The organism is Bacillus sp. HU-1818 (assembly GCF_022695965.1).
GTDB classification, from domain to species: domain Bacteria; phylum Bacillota; class Bacilli; order Bacillales; family Bacillaceae; genus Bacillus; species Bacillus atrophaeus.
This window is the reverse complement of record NZ_JAAPBE010000003.1, coordinates 169,814-196,490: the sequence shown is the minus strand read 5'-3', so window position 1 is coordinate 196,490 and position 26,677 is coordinate 169,814. Positions and strand designations below refer to the sequence as shown.

Below are 26,677 nucleotides of genomic sequence, written 5' to 3'. Positions count from 1 at the left end.
CGATACTCCCTTTTATTTTAATTCAACAATGGTAATTCCGGATCCGCCTTCTCCCGCTTCACCGAATCGGGAGTTCTTCACACTGCGGTGGTTTTTCAAAAGGTCCTGCACTCCTTTTCTTAAGGCGCCGGTTCCTTTGCCATGAATAATGGACACTCTCGGATAGCCGGCCAGAACCGCGTCGTCTAAATATTTTTCGACCCGGCTGAGGGCATTTTCGTAGCGTTCTCCGCGCAGATCCAGCTCCAAGGCCACATGGTAATCTTTCCCTTTGACCGCAGCAATTGTTTTTTCCTTTTTAGGTTCAGGAGAAGATTTCATAAACTCTAAATCTTTTTCTTTCACTTTCATTTTGAGAATGCCGATTTGGACATTCCATTCACTGCTGCCTGTTTTTTCGAGCAATGTACCTTTTTGTCCGAAAGTCAGCACCTTCACTTCGTCTCCCGGCTTCAGCTCGCGTTTTTCTTTTTTCTGTTTTGGCGGCTGCTTTGATTTCTCAAAGGCGGGCACGGCATCTTCCAAGCGTTTTTTGGCGTTGATCAGTTCATGGTCCTTGAAGGATTTATGTTCTGATTTGATCAACCGCAGCTCTTGAATGATGTCTTCCGCTTCTTTTGTCGCCGCATTTACTTTTTCGATCGCTTTTTGTTCCGCTTCTTCGAGCAATTTATCTTTTTTGCTGTTCAGCTCAATGATTTGCTGCTGGAGTTCTTTGTGAAGCGTTTCCGCTTCTTTTCTGATTGATTCTGTTTCTGAAAGCTCTGCTTCCGCGCGCTTTTTGCTATGCTCAAGAGAGGCAATCATCGTATCGACTTCGTTATGCTCGGCCGTCATTTCTGATTTCGCTTGTCCGATAATATGCTCCGGAAGGCCAAGACGCCTTGAGATTTCAAAAGCATTGCTTCGCCCGGGAACGCCGATTAAGAGCTTATAGGTCGGCGACAGCGTTTCAATGTTAAATTCAACGCTTGCGTTCATGACGCCGTTTCGATTATACCCGTATGCTTTTAATTCGGGATAATGGGTTGTCGCAATAACTCTGGCGTTTGTATGGTGCACCTCATCGAGAATGCTCATCGCAAGCGCCGCGCCTTCTTGCGGGTCCGTCCCCGCTCCAAGCTCGTCAAACAGCACGAGGCTGTTTTCATTGACACGCTCTAAAATGCCGACAATATTCACCATGTGGGATGAAAAGGTACTTAAGCTTTGTTCAATCGACTGCTCATCGCCGATATCCGCAAATACATGTTCAAAGACCGCCGCTTCCGACCCTTCTTCCGCGGGAATATGAAGGCCGGACTGCGCCATGACCGTTAACAACCCGAGTGTTTTTAAAGTAACGGTCTTCCCTCCGGTATTCGGCCCCGTAATCACGATTGTCGTGAAGTCGCCGCCCAGTTCAATGTCATTGGCAACAACTTGTTCTGGCGGGAGCAGCGGGTGGCGCGCTTTTTTCAAACGAATAAAGCCCCTGTCATTGATAAGCGGTTTTGTTGCTTTGGATGCTTTGGCGTATTTCGCCTTTGCAAAAATGAAATCAAGCGTTTGCAGCACTTGCAGATTTTGAAAGAGCTCATGCGTGTGTTCTGCCGTATGCTCTGTCAGCTCCCGCAAAATTCGTTCGATCTCCTGTTTTTCTTTTACTTTTGCCTGTTGAAGAGAGTTATTCATATCGACAATCGCCTGCGGTTCAATGAATAGTGTCGCGCCTGAGGATGAGGTGTCATGGACGATTCCTCCGTAGCTGGATCTGTACTCCTGTTTCACCGGTATAACAAATCGGTCGTTTCGAATGGTGACAATCGTATCCGACAGCATTTTAGACGCGGACGAGGAACGCAGCATAGACTCGAGGCGGTCTCTGATTCTTGACTCCAGCGTTCTGAGCTGGGTGCGGATGCCTCTTAATGTTTCTGAAGCATGGTCGAGCACTTCACCATAATCGTCGATACACGAATTTATTTCCCGCTCTAATTCGGACAATCCGATTAATTGTTCCGTATATTGATTCAGGAGAGGAATCTCTACACCGTCCTCATACATTGACCCGAGGAAATTCTTCATCTGTTTCACGGCATACAGCAGCCCCGAAATGTCCCGGAATTCCGCAGGACTCAGCACGCTGCCGATTTCTGCACGTTTTAAGGCGGCTCTGATATCTGTGACTCCGCCAAACGGAGCCTGTCCTCTCAGACGGATGACACTAGAAGCCTCATCAACTTCCTCCAGCTGTTTTGCAATCTCTTCTATCGCCGTTGAAGGTTTTAATTCAAGGAGCTTCTCTTTTCCAAGCGATGAAGCCGCATGCTGGATAACCTGTTCTTTAACTTTATGAAATTCAAGCGATGATAAAACTTTCTGCTGCACGGTTGTGTGAGCCTCCTTACTTAATCGTTGCGCTTCAGGAATGCCTTTACCTCTTTAAGTGACCGGGCATTTAAGACATGTTTCTTTTCAGTCCAGCCTTTGCGCGCGGCGGTTACGCCGGTTTTCATATCATTCAGCATATCTATATTATGGGCATCGGTGTTGATAACCAATGTAACCCCATTGTCATTCGCCTTGATTAAATGCTCTGTCCGCAAATCGAGCCGAGCGGGATTCGCATTTAATTCCAAAGCCGTATTTGTTTTTTTCGCAAGTTCAATCAGCTGGTCGATATCAATCTGGTAGCCTGCCCGTCTGCCGATCAGACGCCCGGTCGGATGAGCGATAATATCTACATGTTTACTCGTCAGGGCCTGTTCGAGCCTTTTCATAATGACGTGCTCCGGCTGGTTAAAGCTTGAATGAATAGATGCGATGACGAGGTCCATTTCTGATAGCATGTCATCGTCATAATCAAGCGTCCCATCAGGAAGGATATCCATCTCGACACCTTTGAAAATATGGAAGTTTTCAAATTCAGCGTTCAGTGCGTCAATTTCCTTTGCCTGCAGCCGCAGCCTTTCCGCCGTCAGCCCGTTTGCGACTTTCAGATATTGTGAGTGATCGGTAATCGCCATATACTCATAGCCTTTTTCCATACAGGCTTTCGCCATTTCTCTGATGGAAAATGCCCCGTCGCTCCATGCCGAGTGCATGTGAAGGTCTCCCTTTATATCATGCGTCTCTATCAGTTCAATCCCATCATGATAGGTGTCCACCTCTTGTCCGGTCTCACGAATTTCCGGCGGAATCAGCGGCAAACCGAAATGCGCGTAAAAAGCCTGTTCACTCGGAAAAGTTTTAACCTCTCCGGTTTCGACTGTTTCCACGCCGTATTCACTGATTCTTTCGCCGCGTTCCTTGGCAATCTGGCGCATTTTAATGTTATGGTCCTTTGAACCGGTAAAATGGTGAAGCGTTGTCGGGAACTGTTCCTCCGTGACAAGACGGAAATCCACACTCGTTTCATATTCAAAAGAAAGAATGACAGAAACCTTGGTGTCTCCGCTTGCGATGACACTCTTAATAGTTGGAAGCTTCAGCAGCTGCTCTCTTACTTCGGCGGGCTTGTCAGTCGCAATAATATAATCAAGGTCTTTTACTGTTTCTCTCGCTCTGCGGAGGCTTCCGGCGCGGGAAAATTTGATAATGTCCGTAAAACCGGACAAGTGCTCTTCAATTTCACCAGCCACACTGAGGGCGTAGCCGATCGGAAAGCGTTCGGGCTGTGTGCCAGCTTCTCCGAGTGCCTGCAATATTTTTTCTTCGGTTTTTTTACCGAATCCGGCAAGGCCTTGGACCTTCTGCTGCTCGCATGCTTCTTTCAGCGAGTCAGCATCATGAACGCCCAGCTCTTTATAAAGCTTGGCGATCTTTTTGCCGCCCAGCCCCGGAAGTTTCAATAAAGGCACCAATCCTTCCGGAACTTCTTCTTTCAGCTTCTCAAGAGTGCCCGACGTCCCTTCATCCATATACTCTTTGATGACGCTGTATGTTCCTTTTCCTATGCCTGAAAGCGACATCATATTGTCCATTTCCGACAAACTGCGGTCATCCTGTTCTAAAGCGGCCGCCGCTTTTCGGAAGGCGGCTATTTTAAACGGGTTGTCCCCTTTTAGTTCCATGTATACTGCAATCGTTTCAAGCAGCTTAATAATATCTTTTTTATGCATTTTACAACCCCCAGACATTCACACGTTTCCTGCTTCTCATCATACAAATTTTTTTCATATGGCACAACAAACTTACAATACAAAACCGCTTTAAAAAAACTTCTCCGGGCAAGAGAAGTTTTTATCCGCCGTATTGCGCCCACAGCTCTTGTACAAGCCCTGACAAATACGGTGTTTGGTGTATAATGACGTTTGCCAGAGACGATTGCCCCATCATTTGCTGAACGGCATCCACAGGAAGAACCGATGCCACATAAAGCAACACAAACGTAAATAGATAGATTTCCAAAAAGCCGAGAACCGCGCCAAGCGCTTTATTGATTTGTTTAATAACGGGTATACTTGCGACGATATTTAAGAACGACCCGATGATTCTGAGCAAAATCTTGGCGATAATGAATAGAATCACAAACGCGATCGCATTATAATACGCCGTTTCCAAATTCCCAGAGAAAAAGGAGAGCGCCTCTTGGCCCCCGGTAAAATCAGGCGCGGGTATCCATTTCAGATTCGGCGCTACATTTTTGTAAAAAAGCGCCGCGAACGCAATCGAGAGGATAAAGCTCGTTAAATAAATAAATTGAAGAATAAATCCTCTCCTCAGTCCCATAAATGTGCCCATCAGGAGCAAAATCAAGATGATGATATCTATCATAGTTGTTCAATCCTTTTCTTTAAGCTGACGCTCCAGTTTTTCGTATTCCTCTTTTAATTTAATGTAATCATGCACAACATTTACCGCCGTCAGCACAGCGAGTTTATTTATATCCAAATATGGATTTTTTTCATTCATTTCTCTCATTTTATCATCGACAATTCCAGCCACATGCCGCATGTGGGCCTTGCTTTCTTCACCGATAATGGTGAAGTGCTGACCGTAAATGTCAACTGTCGTTTTCGCTTTTCTGCCGTCAGACAACGTTTCTCCTCCATTCCGTGAGAATCCTAGTTCTTATCATACCATGTTTATCAATTGAATGGAAAGACGAGCCTCGCACTGTTATGATACACTGGTATATACAGTGAAAAGTGTAAAAAAAGGAGATTGCTACGTGTCCCATTCAGTGATAAAAGTATCAAAATCTGTTATTGAACAAATGAGAGCGTCTTATGGCAGCTCTCTTAGCCCATCTGTCCCTCAGGGAGCCGTTTTTCAGGCAAAGCCCCCCGGCTGTACCATTACAGCTTATCAATCCGGCAAGGTTTTGTTTCAGGGAAAAAACGCCGCCGCAGAATCCGGACGCTGGGGAACTGCAGAAGCACCGAAGGAAAAAAAGACAGCCGTAAAAAAAGCGGCAGATCCGCGCTACGTACCGCCTCAAACGATCGGAATGATGTCAGTCATTGGCTCTGATGAAGTCGGGACAGGCGATTATTTCGGCCCTATGACTGTCGCTTGCGCGTATGTTGATAAATCCAAGCTCGCTTTAATGAAGGAACTCGGTGTAAAGGATTCAAAACACTTAAAGGACCCGCAAATTATCGAGATCGCCAAAAGCCTGATCAAAACCATTCCCTACAGCCTGCTGATTCTGAACAATGAAAAGTACAACAAGCTGCAGGAAAAAGGCATGAGCCAGGGAAAAATGAAAGCACTCCTTCACAATCAGGCAATCGGACATCTATTAAAAAAAATGGACGGCATAAAGCCTGAAGCGATTCTCATTGACCAATTCGCAGAGCCTAGCATTTACTTTAAGCATCTGGCCGGAAAAGACATCGTGAAAGAACGCACTTATTTCAGCACAAAAGCGGAGGGCATTCACCTGTCCGTCGCCGCTGCCTCAATTATCGCGAGGTACTCCTTCTTAATGGCGATGGATAAACTCTCGCGCGAAGCAGGAATGGTGATTCCCAAAGGAGCCGGCCCGCACGTTGATGAAGCTTGCGCAAAACTGATTTTAAAAAAAGGAGAAAGCGCGCTCAGAACGTTTACAAAGCTTCATTTTGCAAATACACAGAAGGCGAAGCGCCTTGTTGAGCGTAAACGCTGACCGCATAAAAAAGCTTGCAGATTTCTCTGCAAGCTTTTTATTTAGCCTCTTAAAACAGCCTGATACGTGTCTTCCAAAGCTTTCAGCACTTTTTCATGCGCTTTTGTCACTTCTTCTTCAGTCAATGTTTGTTCAGGGTTTAAGTATTGAAGGGAGAAGGCGACGGATTTTTTGCCTTTTTCCATATGCTCGCCTTCGTATACATCAAAGACGGATACTTCTTTCAGAAGCTTTCCTCCCGCTTCTTTAATGACACTTTCAAGCTGGCCGCTTGAGATGGCTGTGTCTGTGACGAGCGCGATGTCACGTGTAACAGATGGATATCTCGGAATGGCCGTGTAAACAACAGGCTCTGTTTCCGCTGTTAACAGCGCGTAAAGGTCAAGCTCGAATACATACGTTTCTTTCAAATCAAGTTCTTTTTCCATTGTCGGATGCACTTGGCCAATAAAACCGACCAGCGAGCCGTTCAACAAAATATTCGCCGTCCGGCCGGGATGCATGTTTTTACGCTCTGACTGGACAAATTCAATACTCGTAAGCATATTTAATTTATCTAACAGCCCTTCTACGATCCCTTTCACCACATAGAAATCAACCGGCTTTTTCTCGCCTTGCCATAGATTTTTATGCCACAATCCGGTTACCGCTCCCGCGACGCGTTCTTTCTCCACCGGCTTCGTGTGCTCCTCCTTCGTTAAGAACACGGAACCGACTTCGTAAAGCGCTACTGAATCAGTCTGTCTCGCCAAGTTGTAAGAAACGGATTCAAGCAGATTCGGAATCAAGCTGTGTCTGAGAATGCTTCTTTCTTCACTCATCGGAAGAGACAGCTTGGTGTGAAGTGATTTTTCAATCGCAAATGCGGCTGCTTTTTTTTCATTGGTTAGTGAGTATGTCGTCGCTTGTGATAAGCCTGCTCCTTCAAGAAAACGTCTGACTTTTCGGCGTTTCGCCTGATATGGCGTCAATCCGCCTGTCGTTCCCTCCGTTTCAGGAAGTGTCGACGGAATATTATCATAACCGTATAGTCTTGCCGCTTCTTCAATAAGATCCTCTTCGATTTTAATATCGCCCCGGCGTGAAGGAACCGTTACAATCAGCAGGTCTTCTGCTTCTCCGACTGCAAAGCCGAGCCTTTGGTAAATGCTGATCATTTCTTCTTTACTGATCGTCATGCCGAGCACATTGTTGACTTTTTCAACAGAAACATGAATGTTATTGGCTTCAATTGTCAAATGGTTTTCTTCCACTGTACCTGACAGAACTTCTCCGCCTGCATACAGATGGATAAGCTGCGCAGCACGTTCAGCGGCAAGCCGGACACGCGCCGGGTCAATTCCTTTTTCAAATCTTACGCTTGATTCGCTTCTCAGCGCAAGATCTTTAGACGCTTTGCGGACCGTCTGCCCATTGAAGTATGCGGCTTCTAGCAAAATCGTGGTTGTATCATCCCGAACCTCTGATTCCGCTCCGCCCATAACGCCGGCCACAGCCTGGGCTTTTGATCCGTTTGTGATGACAAGATGATCTGCGGAAAGCTTTCTTTCTTGATCATCCAGCGTGAGAAGTGTTTCATTTTCAGCCGCCTTTCGAATGACAACTTCCTTTGAGCCGAAGCGGTCATAATCAAAAGCGTGGAGCGGCTGACCGTATTCCAATAGAACAAAGTTGGTAATGTCAACTACGTTATTGTGCGGGCGGATGCCTGCATTCATAAGCTTTGTCTGCATCCAAAGCGGTGACGGAGCAATTTTTACATTTTTAATGATTTTTGCCGTATATAACGGATTCGCTTCCTGGTCTTCAATTTTCACTGAAATATAGTCAGCTGCTTTGTCAGCACCTTCTGTATAATCTGTTTGCGGAAGTTTGACCTCAGCTTCTAAAATCGCCGCAACTTCATATGCGACACCGAGCATATTCATTGCGTCTGCGCGGTTTGGTGTAAGTCCGAGCTCTAAAATCGCATCGTCAAGCTGAAGGGCTGCTAATGCGTCGCTTCCCGCTTCCGCCTCATTCGGAAAAACGAAGATGCCTTCCGCATATTCCTTCGGCACAAGCTTGCCCTCAACGCCAAGCTCCTGAAGAGAACAAATCATTCCGTTTGACTCTTCACCGCGCAGCTTCGCTTTTTTAATTTTAAAATTGCCCGGAAGCACCGCTCCGACTGTCGCGACGGCAACTTTCTGCCCTTTCTCGACATTTGGCGCTCCGCAAATGATTTGTACAGGTTCGTCTGCGCCGATATCCACAAGACACTTATTCAGCTTGTCAGCATTCGGGTGCTGTTCGCGTTCAAGCACATGTCCGATGACAACGCCTTTGATGCCTTCACCCTTGTACTCGATGCCTTCAACTTCAATACCTGTTCTCGTAATTTTTTCAGCAAGAACAGCCGGGTCCATGCCCTTTAGATCAACATAATCTTCTAACCATCTATAAGAAACAAACATCCTTACATCCTCCTCTTACGCCTGTTTAAACTGCGAAATGAATCTGACATCGTTTGTATAGAAATGGCGGATATCATCAATGCCGTATTTCAGCATGGCGATCCGTTCAACGCCCATTCCAAAAGCAAAGCCTTGGTATTCTTTAGGGTCAAAGCCGGCCATTTGAAGCACGTTCGGATGAACCATTCCGGCTCCCAAAATTTCAATCCAGCCCGTACCTTTACATACCGAGCAGCCTGTTCCTCCGCATTTAAAGCACGTCACATCCACTTCTACCGAAGGCTCAGTGAAAGGGAAGAAACTTGGGCGAAGTCTGATTTCACGATCTTCTCCAAACATTTTTTTAGCAACCAATTCAAGGGTTCCTTTTAAATCGCTCATTCTGATATTGCGATCAACGACAAGCCCTTCAATCTGCATAAATTGGTGGGAGTGTGTCGCGTCATCATTATCTCGGCGGTACACTTTACCCGGACAAATGATTTTCACAGGGCCTTTTCCCTTATGCTTTTCCATCGTGCGTGTCTGAACGGGTGAGGTCTGCGTTCTCATCAGCGTCTCTTCTGTGATGTAAAAGCTGTCCTGCATATCGCGTGCAGGGTGTTCTTTCGGAAGATTGAGCGCTTCAAAGTTGTAATAATCCGTTTCCACTTCAGGACCTTCTTCAACGGTATACCCCATGCCGATAAACAAATCTTCAAGCTCTTCAATGACCACCGTGAGAGGATGCCGTCCGCCGCTTTTGGCCGGATTTCCCGGCAGTGTGACATCAATCGTCTGGCCTGCCAGTTTCTTTTTCATTTCTTCTTCTTCAAGGGCGGCGTTCTTTTCAGAAATCGCCGACGCGATGCGTTCTCTTACTTCATTGGCGAGGGCACCCATTTTCGGCCGTTCCTCAGCAGAAAGCTTTCCCATTCCGCGAAGCACTTCTGTGATCGGCCCTTTTTTCCCGAGGTATTGCACCCGAATGTCGTTGACATCTTTTAATGAGCTTGCTGCTTCTACTTTTTCTACAGCTTCAAGTTCAAGCTGTTTTAGCTTTTCTTCCATCATGTATCCTCCTTTTATGTAAAACCGCACTCGTGTCATATGTCTATAGAAAACAAAAAAACCCGCCCCTTATATAAGGGACGAGTTGTGGCCGCGGTACCACCCTTTTTTGGACAGACTGATCTGTTCTTAGCTTCATTGACATAACGGAAACTCAAGTTCCGGTTCACCTTTACGCGCGTATGGCGCGGTCCCGGCGACAACTCAAGAGGTGAAATCATTCCCGGCTGCAATAAAAATGCTTTCAGTCAGCGGCATTTTTTCCCTGTAAGGCAGCTTTGTAAGAAATGGATGTCCTCTGTCACGGTTTTTAAAAATATTACTACCTATTATAGTGAAATTCACGCATCGACGCAACACTATCCTCGTAAGTGGTACAGCAGGACGGCAGCGGCAATCGCCACGTTCAGCGATTCGGCCTGTCCGTATAGAGGCACGTACAAGTTCAAGTCGGTTTTTTCTAAAATGGCTGAGTTGACGCCTGCCCCCTCATTGCCGACAATTAAAGCGAATGAGCCTATCGGCGCGGTCTCCTGAAAGGCTGACCCGTTTTGAAGCGACGTCCCGTACACCTTAACGCCGCTTGCCTTCAATTCCTCAATGAAAACGTGCAAATTCCGTTTGACAACCGGAATATGAAAATGGGACCCTTGTGCGGACCGCAGTGTTTTTCCATTATAGGCGTCTACTGTGCCGTCTCCGATCACCACCGCATCCATCCCAGCGGCATCGGCCGTGCGAATCATCGTTCCAAGATTGCCCGGATCTTGCACGGCATCTATCAGCAAAAGCCGCTTATAAGAAGTAAGGCTATCCTCAGGCATGCGGCACACAGCGGCAATCTGCTGCGGCGTTTCAGTCTCTGTCACAGCGGAAAACGCGTCTTCACTTAAGATGTAGCAATGAATGGACATGTCCAGATCGGGGGGAATTTCCCCTTCGTCTTTGACGAGGATTTCCTTTACAGCGCCCTCAGTTTTCAGTGCTTCTTCTACAAGGTGTTCCCCTTCTATAAGAAATGTATTTGTTTTTGTTCGTTCTTTTTTTGTGTGAAGCTTTTTCCAGTCCTTCACTTTTTGGTTTTTGGCCGAATCAATTCGTTTCACTGTCTGCTGCGCTCTCCTTTTTTTAACATGATGTTATTATATCGCAAGAAACGCACATAATAAACCGGGTGCGGGGTTAGAATATACGTATCAAATTTTAGGAAAAAGGAGTTTTTGATATGGATCTTAATTTACGAAATGCCGTTATCGCCAACGTGACCGGCAATAATCAAGAACAGCTTGAGCATACAATCGTCGACGCGATTCAAAGCGGTGAGGAAAAAATGCTTCCGGGGCTTGGCGTATTATTTGAAGTCCTTTGGCAGCATGCATCTGAAACGGATAAAAATGATATGTTGAAAACACTGGAAGGCGGATTAAAACCCGCTTAAGGTGTAAACCGGGTCCAGATGCCCGGTTTTTTTTATTTTCGTCCTGCCGCTCATTGTATAATAGTGGCTAAGGGGGATCGTTATATGTTATTACAACCTGCTCTGGCGAAAAAAATCATCTCGGAAGTAAAAAAGATGTACGACCGGGAAGTCATTATCGTGAATACGGACGGCAGCATCATCGCAAGCACAAATGATAAACGCATCGGCGGTTTCCATGAAGGGGCGCTGATATGCGCAAAAGAGAAACGCAATGTCATCATTACAAAAGAAGATGAAAAGAGATTAAGAGGCGTAAAATCCGGGCTGAATCTCCCTGTCTTTTCAGGCCATCATGTGATTGCTGTTTTCGGCTTGACCGGTGAACCGGAAGAGATACAGCCATACGGGGAGCTGCTGCGGAAAATGACCGAACTGTTCATTAAGGAATCACGACATCTTGAGCAAATCCAATGGCAGGCCAGAACACTGGAATCCTTTATGATTGATTGGCTGCAATTGCGGGAATGGTCACCTGGTTTTTTAGAAAAAGCACAGCTGTTGGGCGTCGATCTGACATCGCAGCGGCGCATTATCTTAATTCAAGGGGAAGAAGAATTTACCCGGCATGACATAGAACAAATGACGCATTTATGGAAAAACGACTGGCCTTCCGATCTTTTTGTGCGTTGGGGAAATGAAAGGATTCTGATCAATCACGAAGTTTCGGAAAGCGATAAAAAGGAACAGCTGTTACGGCACATTAACTCCCTCTGTTCGTTTGCTGAGAGTGCGGGAAATGGGCAGCATGTCTCAGCCGGCGTCGGGCAGGCGGTTATAAGCTCACGTGTGGTACGGTCATACGAACAAGCCGAAAAAGCGCTCTCTGTCAGTATCAAACGCCGTACTGCCGTATGTGAGGAGGATCTTAAGCTGGACATGTGCCTTGCTGATATCAGGCCGGCAACCCGGGCTGAATTTTCCAGAAGGGTGCTTCAGAAGACAGTGGACAACGAAGAGCTTATGAAGACCATGCACACACTGTTTAGCAGGCACTTGTCTTTAAAACAGACGGCAGAAACGCTTCATATCCACATTAATACATTGCGCTACCGTCTCGAAAAGTTGGAAAACATAACTGGATGCAGCTTTAACCGGACAGAAGATATCATTACTTTATATTTGGCGCTATATTTTTTAGATGATCATACAAAACAAAAAGATTAATAATCCTATTTTTCAGATGTTTCTCCATATTAAGCACTTCTTTTTTTCTTTACAATAGATTGAAAGCGTTTTTCTGATAGAGGGGGAAGGACATAGTGATATCTAATGAGGTAAAGAAACAGTTGATAGAGGTGGCAGGAGAGGAAAACTACGATGATTCAAAAGCGGGCCGCCTCGTGTATTCCTATGATGCGGCTCCGCAATTCCAGTCAATGCCTGATGCTGTCATCGCGCCGCGTGACAAATATGAAGTCTCGCGTATTTTAACCATTTGCAATAAGCATCGCATACCGATTGTACCGAGAGGCTCAGGGACAAATCTGTGCGGCGGCACTTGTCCGACTGAAGGAGGCCTTGTTCTTTTATTTAAACACATGAACCGAATTCTTGACATTGATGAGGAAAATTTGACCATCACTGTCCAGCCGGGCGTGATTACACTTGATATGATTCTACAGGCGGAAAGCAAGCAATTGTTTTATCCGCCTGATCCGAGTTCTATGAAAATATCTACGATAGGCGGGAATATTAACGAAAATTCCGGCGGCCTTCGCGGGTTAAAATACGGCGTCACCCGTGACTATGTAATGGGTCTTGAAGTCGTGCTGGCAAACGGGGATATCATCCGCACAGGCGGAAAGCTTGCAAAAGACGTAGCGGGATATGATCTGACGCGCCTTTTTGTCGGATCAGAAGGAACACTCGGCATCGTAACGGAAGCCATATTGAAATTAGTGCCAAAGCCGGAAACGAAGAAAACATTGCTCGCACTCTATGAAAATATCGATGCCGCCGCTCAGACGGTATCCGCCATTATTGCGGAAAAATTGATACCGGCCACACTTGAATTTCTCGATCAGCCGACATTACAGGTCATCGAGGATTATGCCAAAATCGGGCTTCCCACAAATGCCAAGGCCGTCCTTTTGATTGAGCAGGATGGGTCTTATGATACAGTCGCACGTGACATGGAAAAAATTGAGGCGATTTGCAAAAAAGGCGCAGCCGTATCCGTTCAGGCCGCTCAAACGGAGGAAGAAGCGTTCGCCCTGACCGAAGCGCGGCGCTCCGCCCTTTCCGCACTTGCCCGATTGAAACCGACAACCATCTTGGAGGATGCCACGGTTCCGCGGTCAGAAATCGCAAATATGGTCAAAGCGATTAACGATATCGCCGCTAAATACGACCTATCCATTTGCACATTCGGGCATGCGGGAGACGGCAACCTTCATCCGACCTGCACGACTGATTTAAGAAATACGGATGAAATGGAACGTGTCGAACGGGCATTTGAAGAGATTTTTGAAAAGGCCATTGAACTCGGCGGAACCATTACCGGAGAACATGGGGTCGGGGTTGTGAAAGCCCCTTACTTAGAGATGAAGCTGAAAAAAGAAGGCATTTCGGCGATGAAGGCGGTAAAAACCGCGTTTGATCCGCACAATATCTTAAATCCGGGCAAAATGTTTGCAAGTGATTCCAGAAAACGAGTGGTGGTGGAGAGATGACAACGGCAAAAGAAATGGAGCAAATACAAACAGAATTCAAGGAACGCATGGATGAAGGAGAGCTGCTGAATTGCATGCGCTGCGGTTTCTGTCTCCCGTCCTGCCCAACATATATTGAATCAGGATATCAGGAATCCCACTCGCCGAGGGGCCGCATTGCTTTAATGAAGGCTGTAGTTGACGGCAAGATTGAGCCTGACGAGGATGTCGAACGATCGCTTGCGCTTTGCCTCGGATGCCGCGCCTGTGAACCTGTCTGTCCGTCAGGCGTCAATTACGGCCAACTTCTTGAAGAAGCGAGAGATATCATTAATCAAAATAAAAAACACTCGCTCGGTGTGCGGCTTATTAGAAAAACGGCTTTTAAAGAGCTGTTTCCGCATCAAAACCGAATGCGCACCGCCGCCGGCCTTATCGGTTTATATCAGCGTTCGGGATTGCAGGCAGCGGTACGAAAAACAGGGATGCTCCGCATATTGCCGGAACATCTGCGCACGATGGAAAAGGTTCTGCCGCCTGTGCCTAAAAGCAAAGAAATGAAAAATCGCCCCCGTATACTGCCGGCGATCGGCCCGGCTAAAAAACGCGTCGCCTTTTTCTCCGGCTGCTTAATGGATACGATGTTTTTGCCAACCAACAATGCTACCGCCAAGCTGCTGCAGCTTGCCGGGTGCGATATCGTCATACCAGAAGACCAGGCGTGCTGCGGAGCACTGCATGGGCACAGCGGCGAAAAAGAATTGGGGAAAGAGCTGGCCAAACGAAATATCATGGCATTTGAAGCGCTTGAGGCGGATTATATCATTACCAACGCCGGTGGATGCGGCGCCTTTCTCATTGAATATGACCATTTGCTGAAAGACGATCCTGAGTGGTCAGAACGCGCTGCGGTGTTTGTCCAAAAACTAAAAGACTTTTCATCCGTGCTGGTCGAGCTTGATTTTGATAAAAAAGGTTTGAAGCTTGAGACGCCTCAAGTGATCACCTATCAAGACTCCTGCCACCTGCGAAATGTCATGCATACATCCAAAGAACCGCGCAAGCTCCTAAAAAGCATTGAAGGAGCGGAATTCAGAGAAATGGAAAAAGCGGATAGCTGCTGCGGCTCAGCGGGAATTTACAATATTGTTGAATCAGACATGTCTATGAAAATCTTAGACAGCAAAATGCACACCGCAAAAGCAACGCATGCCGCAGTGATTGTCACGGCCAATCCAGGCTGTCTTTTACAAATGAAGCTCGGCATTGAACGGGAAGGCTTGGGCGGACAGGTTCGGGCGGTCCACCTTGCGGATTTATTGCTGGAAGCCGCTGAATCAGAACCGATAACTGACAAAAGCCAACACATGTAACACGAGTCGGCTTTTGTCATCCTTTGAATGGGGCTGTCCCACGTATTTTAGAGATGATTTATTCTACAGGGCTGCAAATTTCAATATAATGGCCGTCGGGGTCCGCAACATAGGCGACCGTCTGGCCCCACGGCTTTACTTTTGGCTCAGACAGAATGGAAACGCCTTCTCCTCTTAATTTCTCAATCACTGCACCCACATCTTCAGTCACAAACCCCAATTCAAATGTTTGTGAATATCCCGTTTCCTCCGGTATATCCAGCGGGGTAATTTCCCTCACATTCTTTCTCGTATTAAAAGCCAATACCTGAGAGCCTGTATCAAACTCTACATACGTATCATGCTGGGCTCGAACCTTCAGCCCTAAAATATCTTTGTAAAAATGCAGCGAGCGTTCCCCGTCCGACACGTAGAGAATAACGTACCTCATAGATAGATTCATATTCTTCTTGCCTCCTTTTATTGTTCTATCATTCTGCTTCTTCCCCATCTTCTCCTTTATTATTTTTCAGTTGAAAAATCAGATGCAGAAAGATACTCACCCGCATGAGTTAGAGCCTGTGTAGAAAACAGGCTCTTGTCAACTTGGTATTCATGCTCATTATCCCGGAATGGATGCTTCCATTCTTAAACTCGGATCACGCCACATTTGGGCCCATTTTTTCACAGCCGCAATGATGATTACCAAACCTAACAGGAGCATAATGATGGATAAAGCCCCATTCAGAACGCTGTATCCCGCCGCTTCCGGATTTAAGTATACGTAACGCACCATCCAATACCCTGCATAGTTGACGGTGACATATAAATAGGCGAGCGGAATCAGGCATGTCAGGATATAACGCCGCTTATCAGCAATTTTCAGCACAATCGTCGCGCCGATAATTAACCCGACAGATGCCATGAGCTGATTGGAAACGCCAAACAGCGCCCAAATGGAGCCGATATCGCCTGAATAAAGAAGGTATCCCCACATCAAGCAGGCCAGTGCGCTGGCAAATACAGATCCGGGAAGCCAGTCTGTTTTTTTCAAAGGTTTATAGACCTCTCCGAAAAAGTCTTGAATTAAATAGCGGGCCACACGGGTCCCTGCATCAATAGCCGTTAAAATAAAGACCGCTTCAAACATAATGACGAATTGGAAAAAATATGAGGCCAGATGGCTGAAAAACGGCATTCCGGTAAAAATATAAGTCATGCCGACCGCAAGTGTAACGGCACCTCCTGTTCTTCCTTCTAAATCCAGGCCGATTTCACGGCTTAATTCAGGCAAGTGTACAACATTCATTCCAAGCGTACGAAATACTTCCGGCGTGCTGTTGATCGCAAAATAATCAGCAGGCTGCAAGGCGGTGGCCGCGATCAGCGCCATGATGCCGACAAGACACTCCACAAGCATCGCGCCAAAGGCGACCGGCTTCATGTCACTCCATTTATTAAGCATCTTCGGCGTTGTTCCTGAACCGACAAACGCGTGAAATCCTGAGATCGCCCCACAAGCGATCGTAATCGAAATAAACGGCCAGACAGGTCCCGCAAGCACCGGCCCTCCGCCTTTTACAAACTCCGTAAACGCCGGAAACGGAATAGCTGGATTTACAATAAACACTCCCGCAATCAGTGCGATAAATACCCCTATTTTCATAAAGCTGCTTAAATAATCCCTGGGAGCGAGCAGAAGCCATACAGGAAGCGCCGCCGCAAAGAAAGCATAGACCGGCAGCGCGATTGCAAGCGTTTTCGTTTCAAGGGTCAGGATATCTCCCAGCGCGGTTGTCTGCACCCATGGACCAATAAATACCCCTGCCAATAAAAAGAGGAATCCCACAGTGGAAGCGAGCTTTAGATTTCCGGTTTTTTTATAATAAATACCGACGCCCATCGCTATTGGAATGGTAATACCAACGGCAAATGTCCCCCAGGGATTGCGTTCCAAAGCATGCAGCACAACCATTGACAATCCTGCCATCGTGATTGTGATAATAAACAGCATTGAAAGCCCCGTACAAAAACCCGCGACAGGCCCAAGCTCGTCTTTCGCCACTTCTGACAGCGATTTTCCGTTTTTCCGCATGGACGCGAACAAAACGACTATATCGTGAACGGCTCCCCCGATAACCGCTCCGATTAACAGCCATAACAGCCCGGGCAAATAACCGAATTGCGCTGCAAGTATCGGCCCGACAAGAGGACCGGCAGCGGCTATGGCGGCAAAATGATGGCCGAACGTGACCCATTTATTCGTAGGCACATAGTCTTTTCCATCTTCGTGTGTGTGAGCCGGCGTCGGTTTGTCATCATTCACTTTCAGTACCTTTACCATCATAAAGGTTCCATATAAACGATAAGCGATCGCCAATATACACATTGACGCTATCACAATTGTAACCGCATTCATTTTTCCCCATCCCCTTTGCTGTTTTTTACAAATATATCACAATTCAGGGACTAAAGGCGGTGGTTTTTCCATTTCTCATGAGAAAAAGCCGGCTGATGATGCCGGCTTACTTGAATGTGCATGATTACTTTTGAAGACGGATCACATTCCATGAAAGCGGTGTGAAATGAGCTTTCAGTTCGCCTTCTGACTTAGAAGATGTTCCATTGGCATGCGGTACGACATTTTTTCTGTTTTTTTGATTTGTTGCTTTGATATCTTCATGTTCAAGCACAATATGCTCGATGATGCGATAGGATTCAAACCCCCTTAACGACATGTCTGTCTCCATCGGTTCCTCACTCTTATTCACAGCAAAAACCGTCAGTGTCTGATCCTCATCATGATAAACGGCAGCCGCATCCACATACGGCACATCCGTAAAGTCTGCACAGTCATACTTTGGAGAAGAGATAATCGGCTTAAGCGATTCCCCTCTTCCATAAACAGAGGCATGCATGTACGGATAGAAAATCGGCTGTCTCCATGCTTCTCCGCCTTTTTCAGTCATAATAGGCGCAATCACATTCACAAGCTGTGCGAGACATGCAATTTTCACACGGTCAGCGTGCTGCAAAATCGTAATGAGAAGCGAGCCGATCAATAAAGCATCTTCGAAATTATAAATATCTTCCAAAATCGGCGGCGCTTCCATCCATGGCTCTACTTTTTTATCAGCTTCGTTAGAGTGGTACCATACATTCCACTCATCTAATGAAAGGTGAATGGTTTTTTTACTGCGTTTTTTCGCCTTCATATAGTCGCATGTCGCGGCAACAGACTTAATAAAGTGGTCCAAATCCATGGAACGGGCTAAATAGTTTGGCAGGTTGTTATCCCGGTTTCCGTAGTACGTATGAAGGGAGATGTAATCCACATGATCATACGTATGCTCAAGCACCTTCGCTTCCCAATCAATAAATGTCGGCATACTGCTGTTTGAACTGCCGCAGGCAACCAATTCAATCGAAGGATCCACCCATTTCATGACTTTTGCCGTCTCAGCAGCAAGCCTTCCGTATTCCTCGGCTGTTTTATGTCCGATCTGCCACGGACCGTCCATCTCATTTCCTAAGCACCATGTCTTAATTCCGTAAGGTGCTTCATAACCGTGGGACCTTCTCAAATCACTCCAATAAGAACCTGACGGATGATTGCAGTATTCCACGAGGTTGCGGGCTGCGTCCATGCCTCTCGTTCCAAGATTGACAGCCATGTTGACCTCGGTGTTCACCTTTTTGGCCCATGATAAAAATTCATTCGTACCCACTTCATTTGTCTCCGTCGTTTTCCATGCCAGATCAAGCCGCCTTGGACGGTCTTTAACAGGGCCTACGCCGTCCTCCCAGTTGTAGCCGGATAAAAAGTTGCCGCCCGGGTACCGGATCAAAGGCACCTGCAATTCTTTAATGAGCGACTGGACGTCCTTTCGAAAACCTGATTCATCTGCTTGAGGATGATCCGGTTCGTAGATGCCTTCATATACCGCCCGGCCCATATGCTCGATAAATGAGCCGTAGATACGCTTATCTACTTGACCGATTTTATACTCTTTATCTATGATCATTCCCGCTTTTTTCATATTGTTTCCTCCTAATTTATATTATCCTTTTACCCCGCCCACTGTCAGTCCGGAGATAAAATACTTTTGGAAAAACAAGAAGATGATGATGACCGGTAAAATCGCAAAGACTGAGCCGGAAATCAGCATGTCATAGTTGTTGCCGTATGGACTGAGCAAGCTTGACAGCCCGATTGGAAGCGTAAACATTTCTTTTGACCGAAGCACAATAAGCGGCCAGAGGAAGTTATTCCAGCTGTTCAGGGACTGAAGGATAATCATCGCCCCAAAGGCCGGCTTCATGAGCGGCGCCATAATTCTGAAAAAGATGCCAAATTCCGTACACCCATCCATCCGCGCCGAGTCCAGCAGGTCTTTCGGCAGTCCGAGCGCATATTGCCTGAAAAAGAAAACCGCGACAGGCGAGACAATGAAAGGCAAAATCACACCCGTATAGGAATCGATCAGATGCAGCCCCACTGTCAGCTTAAATAACGGAAGCATCATAACTTCAAGCGGCACCATCATAATGATGAGCACCAGAACAAAGATCAGGTTCCTGCCTTTAAATTCATATACCGCTAGCCCGTAACCAATCATTGAAGAAAAAAACAGTGTTAACACCGTTGTTAATAATCCCAAAACAATGCTGTTAAAAAACCATTTGAAATAAATGCTGCCGCCATGAAATAAAAACGTGTAATTATCAAAACTCAGCACATCCGGATCTATTTTCAAATTCAGCCCGATCCGCAAAAGCTCTGACGACGGCTTTAATGAACCTAACAGCAAACAGAGCATCGGAAAAATATACAGCAGGCTCAGCATGATAAAAAACAGAGTCAGAGCGATTCTGTAAACGGCAAACCGGTTGCTGTTCTGCATAGATTACCCCTCCCCCTTAAACGAACCTGACAGTTTTAAAGAAATCAGGCTGACAATAAGAATAACGAGCAAAAGCACAATCCCGATCGCCGCTCCGTACCCCATTTCATTGTAAGCAAGCCCTTGCTGATACAAATACCCGACAAGCGTGAGGCCGATATTACCCGGGGAATTATTTTGCCAAAGAACATAGCTCTCTTCGAACATCCTAAATCCGCCGATAATGCTGATCGTCAGGACATATACCGATACAGGCTTTAAGAACGGCAAAGTGATATGGCGGAATTTCTTCATTGTATTTGCTCCGTCGATATCAGCCGCCTCATACAGCTCTTTCGGCACATTTTGCAACCCCGCTAAAAAGTACAGTATATTAATACCCATCCATCTCCATGAAGCAAGCATGACCATCAGAAACATGCCGGTGTGCTCATCGTTCAGCCAATTCCGCGGAGAAACGCCAATTTTAATAAGGAATGAATTGGCCAGTGACGTATCCATTTCTCCGTAAATCAGGCGAAAAATAATCCCTGCAACAATGGTGGATGTCAAAGCCGGGATAAACAGCGCCGATTTAAATACGTTTCTGAACTTTACTAATTTTGAATTCAAAAGGATGGCCAGCAGCAATGGAACCGGGATCAACACAATCAGTGTCCAAATCGTATATTCCAACGTATTAAAAAGAGCTGTATAGAATGTCGGATTAAGAAGTGCAGTGTAGTTGGAAAGCCCGACAAACGAAACCTCCCCCGGCAGTATTCTTTGAAAGCTCATGATGAAAACACTGATGATGGGGTACAGAAAGAAAATAAGAAATGAGATGACAAATGGAGCTGTAAACAGATAAGGCGCCGCTTTTTTCGAGTACAAGACACTCCGCCAGACGGATTCCTTCGCCGTTGAGGGAACGGGTTGAACCGTCCCCGTCTTCACAGGTTTCATAGAGAACCTCCCCGCTTTCATATTTTGAATACGAGTCTATTTATCTTTTAATTCACCTGCCGCCCTGTCTAAGGCTTCTTCAGGCGTTTTTTGCTGTGTCTTGAGCGCGTCGAACAGCACATTCCTGATCACGAGATCAGATGCCTTGGCGAAATCCTCATCTAAATAGATCGGATTAATTTCATCCTTAATATCGAGAAGCACAGAGAAAATGTCAGTTCCGTTTTGAAAGTAATCTGTGTATTGATTTTTCTCTTTTAATTCTTTCGAATCCCACACATCCCACCGGAGCGGATCAAACCCCAGCACACTCCAAAGCTTTTTATTCCCTTCCTCGGAGCCTTTCGCAAAGACCAGGAACTCTTTTGCCAATTCTTCGTGTTTCGCTTGTTTCGGCACGACTGTGGCCGTTCCGCCAAGACCTGCTGAGCGGTCGCCGCCTTCTTCCCACGCCGGAAGCGGCCGTATCGCCATCTTCCCTTTTAAATCCGGCATATAATCTATAAACCTTCCCATATACCAGATAGGCATAAGAACGGAAGCCGCTCCTTCCTGATTCATAAATCCGTAGTATTCTTCACTATGATGTCCGCCGCCGGGTGCAGCGATCGTTGTTTTATCATTGATCATGTCTTTTAAATATTGAAGGGTTTTTGCATTTGTTTCGTTATTGATGATCAGCTTTCCATCTTTATCAAAGTAACCTGAGTTTTGCTGTGAGATCATGGAGAGGAACGTGCCGGAATCATTCGTTTCCACCGTTCCCATCGGCTTGCCGGTCGCCTTGCGTACTTTCTGGCCGGCTTTCCGGTAATCATCCCATGTTTTGATATCATCGGGATTGACTCCCGCCTTTTTCATAATGTCCATGTTATAAAACATCACTGTCGTCCCTACATGTGTATCAAGCCCGTAAAGCTTTCCGTCCTTACTGTATAAAGTAAGCCGCGCTTCAACGAACTTGTCCCGGTCCTTTTGGATAAGAGGCGTTAAATCGGCAAGCGGAATGTCCGAGCCTTTCAAAAAGTTCGAAAACCGTGCTAATTCAACATCCGCGATATCCGGCAGGCCCTCTCCCGCTATTAATGAAATGGAGAGATTGTCGTGCATTTGGCCGTACGGATAAACAACCGTGTTTAATTTAATTTTTCGGTCTGGATACTTCGAATTCCACTCTTTCACCATTTCCAGATAAAACTGTTCATGAAGTCCGTTAAATGTCCAAAAGGTCAGCTCCGTTTCACCCGATTTCCCGGATGACCGTTCTGCTGCGCACCCGGCTAATAATGATGTGAGGAGCATAGTAAGCAAAAGAAAACAGGCAGTCATTTTTTTCATCTTGTTACCCCTTCCGCTGGAGGTGCGGGCTTATTGTTACAGGCCATTTTTTAAAAGCGTTTCGTTTTCGTTTATGATTCTCAGGCCGGTAAAACGCTCTCTTAGTGTATGTGCGTGTTTTAAGGCGTTTTTTACAGACTCTCCGTCTACACCGATTTCGTCAAAATACGCGGGGCCTCCGGCTGATTTCAGCCAGCCAGCCAGTGTCTTTCCTTCCGGTAGTCCTTCATAAATTGATTGAATGATGTCTCGGCGGTCTGGAGAGAATTCGCTCAGATTCTCATGTTTGGCAAGTTTTCTGTACGTATCAGTCAGCAATACAGCTGCGCAGCCCACCTTTGCCCCGTGAAGGATTTGGGGCTTGTTCTTCTTCATTAACTCCATTTCAATCCAATGTGATACATGATGTTCTCCCCCTGAAGCCGGGCGGGAATGGTCTAAAGCGAGCATGACAAGGCCCGATACAATCAAGGCTTCCATCAAGATACGGATGCCGGTTTCAGTTTTAGAGGCAATTTCCTCGGTGTTTGCAATACAGTTGTTAAGCGATTCCTCTACAAGACGCGCGCCCGTATGAGAGTAAGGCTCTTCAGCCAGCCGATGCGATATTTTCCAATCCGCTAATGAGGTGATTTTTCCGAGCATGTCACCGAATCCGGCTGCCACCATCGGCTGAGGTGCTGATTTCAACAAATCGATATCGGCGAATAACGCAATCGGCGCCTTCGTCTGAACCGTCGTTTTTGTTCCGTATAAAATGACAGGCGCCCCGGCTGATGTAAATCCGTCAACAGAGGGAGCAGTCGGAAATGAGATAAAAGGCAAATCCCGGTGAAAGGCGGCAAAACGGACAATATCATGAATGGTTCCCGATCCGACAGCAATAAAGGAATCAATTGTTTTCGGGGCTTGAATGAGAGTATGAATAAGCGATCGTTCGTCTGCCGTCACATCACCCGCTTCATTGGCAGGAATGGCAATGCTTTTCACTTGAATGCCCCCATGATCAATGGCGAGCTCCAAATTGCGGCCTGTAATGCTGTAGGTGGTTTGATCGCATATGATCGCAATGTTTTGATAGCCTTTCCTTTTCAGAAAATGAACCAGGTCCTGAGCCGCTTGTTTTCCCAGTACAATTTCCTCTACTGCCAAAGGCGATACAGTCTCGCCCGCTTTTTCGAAAGTCTGCTGAATGTCTGACGCGAGCTGCTTCATAAGAGAATCCCCTCCTCAGCCAATTTGTTCAGATCCTTTATAGATTCCAGCACAAAATCAGGCTCATACAGTCGCGCTTCTCCAGGTTTGCTTGAGCCTGTAAGAACTAAAGCGCTTTTCATTCCGTACAATTTCCCCATCGCAATATCTGATTCGATGCTGTCTCCAATGATCATACATTCACCGGCAGTAAGCTGTATCGCATCACAAGCGGCTTCCGCCATCAGCCATGACGGCTTCCCGACAACAAGCTCTGTTTTTGCCTGAGCGGAAGCTTCAATTGCGCCAATCATGCCTGCAACATCAATTGCATTGCCGTCTTCTCTGGGAAAATAACGATCTTTGTTGGTAGCGATGATCCGCGCACCATAGGCGGCGGCTTGAAAAGCTTGATTCAAATCTTGATAGGTAAGCGATTCATGAAGAGAAATGATGAGCCAATCCGCTGCCTTCGGTTCATTCGCCATTTGAATGCCGGCCGCATTCAGCTCGTCAATCAAGCCCTCTTCTCCAAGCACCCACACGGCTGAATAGCTGTAATGTTTTTTTAAAAACGCTGCTGTGACGCTTGAGGACAGCACAATTTCATGTTCCGCTGCGTCAATCCCGGCTTCGAACAATTTTTTTCTGCACATGTTTCTGGAAATGTTTCCGCGATTGCTTAAGAACACGACCTTCTTATTCATTCTCCGGAGCATACAAATCGCTTCTTTGGCTCCTTCGATTAGCTCATTTCCCCTGAAAATAGTTCCGTCTATATCAATAAGAAATCCGGACGGTGCTACGAAGGCCTCATGACTGGCCATAATACGCATTCGCTCCGTGTTTCCGATAAAAGTGCTTCTCATGCAGCACTGTATTAATAGGGCTGATATTCTGATTCAGCATGATTGAATGAAAAGCCATTTCGGCAACCGTTTCTAGCACGACGGCATTGTGAAGGGCATTAAGTGCGTCTGTCCCCCAGCAGAACGGGCCATGATTATTGACCAGAACACCGGGTACCTGCTCATACTTTTGGTTTTTGAACGTTTCGGCGATGACTTTGCCTGTATTATGCTCATAATCTTTCACAATTTCTTCGTCATACATTTCCCTCGTACAGGGAATCGCGCTGTCGAAGTAATCTGCATGTGTCGTTCCAAGAGCAGGGATATCTCTTCCAGATTGAGCCCAGCTGGTCGCCCAATGTGAATGGGTGTGAACGATGCCGCCAATATTCGGAAACGCTTTATACAAGTAAAGGTGGGTCGGGGTGTCAGAGGACGGCTTTAACGAGCCTTCTATGATTTCCCCGTCCAAATTGAGAACCACTAAATCATCAGCCGTTAACTCGCTGTATTCAACCCCGCTCGGTTTAATCACAATTCTTTCATTTTCTCGGTCTATTCCGCTTACATTCCCCCACGTAAAGGTCACAAGCCGATGCTCTTGGAGCTTTAGATTAGCGGTAAGCACTTCTTTTTTTAACGTTTCAAGCATGGTCATCCCCCTTTTGATTTCTTTTAACGAGAGAGGCAAAATGGCCGTTTTTTAACGTTTTAAGACGCTTCATCACATGATTTTCTTTTCCGAAATATTGAACCAATTCTTTATATTCCGCGTACAAGGTATCATATATTTCGGCATGCTCAGCGTTAGGTTTATAGGAATGGTCTTTCAATTTGCCCATATGCGCAGCTGCCTCTGTGATGCTTTCGTAGCCTCCGTTTTCCTTCCCGGCAGCAAGCGCGCCGAATATCGCAGATCCTAACGCCGGCGCTTGCGGGGAGCCAGACAATTTAATTTCCATATTGGTGACATCCGCATAAATTTGCATGATAAATGGATTTTTCTCGGCAATTCCTCCTGCGGCGTAAAGTTCTTCAATCGGTACACCGTTTTCTCTGAAGGTTTCGATAATCATTCGCGTGCCGTACGCCGTCGCTTCAACCAAAGCCCTGTAGATGTCTTCCGGCTTCGTCAAGAGTGTCATGCCAAGCAGCATCCCCGTTAAATCAGCATCAACTAAGGTTGAGCGATTTCCGTTCCACCAGTCAAGCGCAAGCAGACCGCTTTCTCCCGGCTTTTGAAGATCGGCTTTTTGACTCAGCAGCTCGTGAATGCCTGTATGTTTCTCCTTTGCTTCTTTCTTATAATCTTCCGGTACATGATGGTTCACAAACCATTCAAAATGGTCGCCTACACAAGATTGACCGGCTTCGTATCCTGCGTATCCAGGGAGAATTCCGTTATCTACCACTCCGCACATGCCCGGAACAATATTCACTTTTTCACCGAGCAGCACATGGCATGTCGATGTTCCCATAATCATCAGCATCTTTTTAGGCTCTGTGATGCCGACCGCGGGAACAGATACATGGGCGTCCACATTGGCGACCGCAACAGCCGTGCCCGGAAGAAGCCCGGTCAGTTGCGCCATTTTTTCCGTGAGCCCGCCCGCTTTTTCTCCTACTGAATAAACAGAACCGCTTAATTTATCTTCTGTAATCGTTTTCATTAAAGGGTGTAAAGCATTAAAGAATTCAGCGGATGGATATCCTGTTTTCTCACTCCATATCGCTTTATAGCCTGCTGTACAATTGCTTCGTTTCAATGAACCGCACAACTGATACACAATCCAATCGGCCGCTTCGATAATCCGGTCTGCCGCATGATAAATATGCGGAGCTTCTTCGGCAATCTGCATGATCTTAGGAATCATCCACTCAGAAGAAATCTTTCCGCCATATCTTTGTAAGAAAGGCTCGCCATTTTCCGCTGCTATGGCATTGAGACGGTCCGCATATTTTTGAGCCGCATGGTGCTTCCACAGCTTTACATAGCTGTGCGGCTCCGCTTCGAACTCCGGCTGCATACATAGCGGCTCTCCATAACGGTCTATTGGCAAAATGGTGCAAGCCGTAAAATCGATGCCGATGCCGATGACGTCCTCAGGCTGAATCCCCGTCTGTTCAAGAAGTGACGGAATTGTTGTCTCCAATACTTCAAGGTAATCGCCAGGATGCTGAAGCGCCCAATCACGCGGGAGCTTTTCGCCGGTTTTCGGCAAAGCCGTACCAATCACGCCGTGCTTGTATTCCTTAACAGCGGCTGCCAGCTCTTCACCTGTTTTGACATTTACCAGCACCGCTCTTCCCGATAATGTACCAAAGTCCACACCTATCGTATATGTCATACATGTCCCCC

General features: G+C 46.5%; 22 protein-coding genes. 5 read left to right on the top strand and 17 right to left on the bottom strand.

From position 1 onward, the window contains the following. Positions 1-12: 12 nt before the first annotated feature. The 4 genes from GXP75_RS11415 to zapA all read right to left on the bottom strand — a co-directional run bounded on the left by GXP75_RS11415 (position 13) and on the right by zapA (position 5,022). A complete protein-coding gene (locus GXP75_RS11415) occupies positions 13-2,370 on the bottom strand; it encodes an endonuclease MutS2 (RefSeq protein ID WP_061572619.1) in 2,358 nt (785 codons plus the stop codon). A 20-nt stretch (positions 2,371-2,390) separates the two neighbouring features. Beyond that, on the bottom strand, positions 2,391-4,103 hold the full coding sequence (gene polX, locus GXP75_RS11410; protein ID WP_214913831.1) for a DNA polymerase/3'-5' exonuclease PolX: 1,713 nt from the start codon (positions 4,101-4,103) through the stop codon (positions 2,391-2,393). Between the two features lie 121 nt (positions 4,104-4,224). Then, the gene (locus GXP75_RS11405) at positions 4,225-4,758 is read right to left on the bottom strand and encodes a CvpA family protein (protein ID WP_214913832.1); all 534 of its coding nucleotides are present in this window, start codon (positions 4,756-4,758) and stop codon (positions 4,225-4,227) included. A 6-nt stretch (positions 4,759-4,764) separates the two neighbouring features. Next, a complete protein-coding gene (zapA, locus tag GXP75_RS11400; protein ID WP_003325173.1) occupies positions 4,765-5,022 on the bottom strand; it encodes a cell division protein ZapA in 258 nt (85 codons plus the stop codon). 133 nt (positions 5,023-5,155) lie between these two features. Between zapA and rnhC the strand changes: the two genes are divergently transcribed. After that, positions 5,156-6,097, top strand: a complete 942-nt coding sequence (gene rnhC, locus GXP75_RS11395) for a ribonuclease HIII (RefSeq protein WP_242556839.1) — start codon at positions 5,156-5,158, stop codon at positions 6,095-6,097. Positions 6,098-6,138: 41 nt separating this feature from the next. On the opposite strand, the gene pheT is transcribed toward rnhC, so the two are convergent. The 3 genes from pheT to GXP75_RS11380 form a co-directional block, all read right to left on the bottom strand. Next, positions 6,139-8,553 carry a phenylalanine--tRNA ligase subunit beta gene (gene pheT / locus GXP75_RS11390; RefSeq protein ID WP_242556838.1) on the bottom strand — a complete coding sequence of 805 codons (2,415 nt, stop codon included), beginning with the start codon at positions 8,551-8,553 and terminating at the stop codon, positions 6,139-6,141. A gap of 15 nt (positions 8,554-8,568) precedes the next feature. Beyond that, positions 8,569-9,603 carry a phenylalanine--tRNA ligase subunit alpha gene (gene pheS / locus GXP75_RS11385; RefSeq protein ID WP_035175221.1) on the bottom strand — a complete coding sequence of 345 codons (1,035 nt, stop codon included), beginning with the start codon at positions 9,601-9,603 and terminating at the stop codon, positions 8,569-8,571. A gap of 359 nt (positions 9,604-9,962) precedes the next feature. Next, on the bottom strand, positions 9,963-10,709 hold the full coding sequence (locus GXP75_RS11380; RefSeq protein ID WP_214913836.1) for a TrmH family RNA methyltransferase: 747 nt from the start codon (positions 10,707-10,709) through the stop codon (positions 9,963-9,965). Between the two features lie 119 nt (positions 10,710-10,828). Between GXP75_RS11380 and sspI the strand changes: the two genes are divergently transcribed. From sspI to GXP75_RS11360, 4 genes are all read left to right on the top strand, one after another. Further along, complete coding sequence (gene sspI / locus GXP75_RS11375; RefSeq protein ID WP_003325168.1) at positions 10,829-11,041, top strand: small acid-soluble spore protein SspI; 213 nt, start codon at positions 10,829-10,831, stop codon at positions 11,039-11,041. Positions 11,042-11,125: 84 nt separating this feature from the next. Then, positions 11,126-12,247: a CdaR family transcriptional regulator gene (locus GXP75_RS11370; RefSeq protein WP_242556837.1), complete on the top strand. Its 1,122-nt coding sequence runs from the start codon at positions 11,126-11,128 to the stop codon at positions 12,245-12,247. Positions 12,248-12,342: 95 nt separating this feature from the next. Next, entirely contained in the window at positions 12,343-13,755 is a 1,413-nt protein-coding gene (glcD, locus tag GXP75_RS11365) for a glycolate oxidase subunit GlcD (protein WP_214913840.1), read from the top strand. Next, the gene (locus GXP75_RS11360; protein WP_242556836.1) at positions 13,752-15,107 is read left to right on the top strand and encodes a (Fe-S)-binding protein; all 1,356 of its coding nucleotides are present in this window, start codon (positions 13,752-13,754) and stop codon (positions 15,105-15,107) included. Before glcD ends, GXP75_RS11360 begins: the two co-directional genes overlap by 4 nt. 58 nt (positions 15,108-15,165) lie before the next feature. Here the strand turns inward: GXP75_RS11360 and GXP75_RS11355 are convergent, their stop codons facing one another. From GXP75_RS11355 to araB, 10 genes are all read right to left on the bottom strand, one after another. Continuing rightward, positions 15,166-15,549 (bottom strand): VOC family protein, encoded by a 384-nt coding sequence (locus tag GXP75_RS11355; RefSeq protein ID WP_214913844.1) that lies wholly within the window; start codon positions 15,547-15,549, stop codon positions 15,166-15,168. Between the two features lie 159 nt (positions 15,550-15,708). Then, on the bottom strand, positions 15,709-17,505 hold the full coding sequence (cstA, locus tag GXP75_RS11350; RefSeq protein WP_003325163.1) for a carbon starvation protein CstA: 1,797 nt from the start codon (positions 17,503-17,505) through the stop codon (positions 15,709-15,711). Positions 17,506-17,629: 124 nt separating this feature from the next. Continuing rightward, positions 17,630-19,126: an arabinosylfuranosidase ArfA gene (arfA, locus tag GXP75_RS11345; protein ID WP_214913845.1), complete on the bottom strand. Its 1,497-nt coding sequence runs from the start codon at positions 19,124-19,126 to the stop codon at positions 17,630-17,632. Positions 19,127-19,147: 21 nt separating this feature from the next. Beyond that, positions 19,148-19,990, bottom strand: a complete 843-nt coding sequence (gene araQ, locus GXP75_RS11340) for an arabinooligosaccharides ABC transporter permease AraQ (protein ID WP_010789431.1) — start codon at positions 19,988-19,990, stop codon at positions 19,148-19,150. Between the two features lie 3 nt (positions 19,991-19,993). Continuing rightward, positions 19,994-20,935, bottom strand: coding sequence for an arabinooligosaccharides ABC transporter permease AraP (gene araP, locus GXP75_RS11335; protein WP_214913847.1), 942 nt, complete (start codon positions 20,933-20,935; stop codon positions 19,994-19,996). 36 nt (positions 20,936-20,971) lie between these two features. Beyond that, the gene (araN, locus tag GXP75_RS11330; protein ID WP_242556835.1) at positions 20,972-22,273 is read right to left on the bottom strand and encodes an arabinooligosaccharides ABC transporter substrate-binding protein AraN; all 1,302 of its coding nucleotides are present in this window, start codon (positions 22,271-22,273) and stop codon (positions 20,972-20,974) included. A 36-nt stretch (positions 22,274-22,309) separates the two neighbouring features. Further along, a complete protein-coding gene (locus tag GXP75_RS11325; protein WP_242556834.1) occupies positions 22,310-23,488 on the bottom strand; it encodes a sn-glycerol-1-phosphate dehydrogenase in 1,179 nt (392 codons plus the stop codon). Further along, positions 23,485-24,303: a sugar-phosphatase AraL gene (locus tag GXP75_RS11320; RefSeq protein ID WP_242556833.1), complete on the bottom strand. Its 819-nt coding sequence runs from the start codon at positions 24,301-24,303 to the stop codon at positions 23,485-23,487. Before GXP75_RS11320 ends, GXP75_RS11325 begins: the two co-directional genes overlap by 4 nt. Further along, positions 24,281-24,970 (bottom strand): L-ribulose-5-phosphate 4-epimerase, encoded by a 690-nt coding sequence (gene araD / locus GXP75_RS11315; RefSeq protein ID WP_061572605.1) that lies wholly within the window; start codon positions 24,968-24,970, stop codon positions 24,281-24,283. Before araD ends, GXP75_RS11320 begins: the two co-directional genes overlap by 23 nt. Then, positions 24,963-26,666 (bottom strand): ribulokinase, encoded by a 1,704-nt coding sequence (gene araB / locus GXP75_RS11310; protein WP_242556832.1) that lies wholly within the window; start codon positions 26,664-26,666, stop codon positions 24,963-24,965. Before araB ends, araD begins: the two co-directional genes overlap by 8 nt. Positions 26,667-26,677 lie beyond the last annotated feature (11 nt).

What these genes read in the sequence shown, in the direction of transcription:
- GXP75_RS11355 (WP_214913844.1), bottom strand. Translation starts at nt 15,549, where the DNA reads ATGAATCTATCTATGAGGTACGTTATTCTCTACGTGTCGGACGGGGAA.
- cstA (WP_003325163.1), bottom strand. Translation starts at nt 17,505, where the DNA reads ATGAATGCGGTTACAATTGTGATAGCGTCAATGTGTATATTGGCGATC.
- pheT (WP_242556838.1), bottom strand. Translation starts at nt 8,553, where the DNA reads ATGTTTGTTTCTTATAGATGGTTAGAAGATTATGTTGATCTAAAGGGC.
- GXP75_RS11405 (WP_214913832.1), bottom strand. Translation starts at nt 4,758, where the DNA reads ATGATAGATATCATCATCTTGATTTTGCTCCTGATGGGCACATTTATG.
- araP (WP_214913847.1), bottom strand. Translation starts at nt 20,935, where the DNA reads ATGAAACCTGTGAAGACGGGGACGGTTCAACCCGTTCCCTCAACGGCG.
- GXP75_RS11325 (WP_242556834.1), bottom strand. Translation starts at nt 23,488, where the DNA reads ATGAAGCAGCTCGCGTCAGACATTCAGCAGACTTTCGAAAAAGCGGGC.
- GXP75_RS11320 (WP_242556833.1), bottom strand. Translation starts at nt 24,303, where the DNA reads ATGCGTATTATGGCCAGTCATGAGGCCTTCGTAGCACCGTCCGGATTT.
- pheS (WP_035175221.1), bottom strand. Translation starts at nt 9,603, where the DNA reads ATGGAAGAAAAGCTAAAACAGCTTGAACTTGAAGCTGTAGAAAAAGTA.
- araN (WP_242556835.1), bottom strand. Translation starts at nt 22,273, where the DNA reads ATGAAAAAAATGACTGCCTGTTTTCTTTTGCTTACTATGCTCCTCACA.
- araQ (WP_010789431.1), bottom strand. Translation starts at nt 19,990, where the DNA reads ATGCAGAACAGCAACCGGTTTGCCGTTTACAGAATCGCTCTGACTCTG.
- arfA (WP_214913845.1), bottom strand. Translation starts at nt 19,126, where the DNA reads ATGAAAAAAGCGGGAATGATCATAGATAAAGAGTATAAAATCGGTCAA.
- GXP75_RS11370 (WP_242556837.1), top strand. Translation starts at nt 11,126, where the DNA reads ATGTTATTACAACCTGCTCTGGCGAAAAAAATCATCTCGGAAGTAAAA.
- sspI (WP_003325168.1), top strand. Translation starts at nt 10,829, where the DNA reads ATGGATCTTAATTTACGAAATGCCGTTATCGCCAACGTGACCGGCAAT.
- araD (WP_061572605.1), bottom strand. Translation starts at nt 24,970, where the DNA reads ATGCTTGAAACGTTAAAAAAAGAAGTGCTTACCGCTAATCTAAAGCTC.
- araB (WP_242556832.1), bottom strand. Translation starts at nt 26,666, where the DNA reads ATGACATATACGATAGGTGTGGACTTTGGTACATTATCGGGAAGAGCG.
- polX (WP_214913831.1), bottom strand. Translation starts at nt 4,103, where the DNA reads ATGCATAAAAAAGATATTATTAAGCTGCTTGAAACGATTGCAGTATAC.
- GXP75_RS11360 (WP_242556836.1), top strand. Translation starts at nt 13,752, where the DNA reads ATGACAACGGCAAAAGAAATGGAGCAAATACAAACAGAATTCAAGGAA.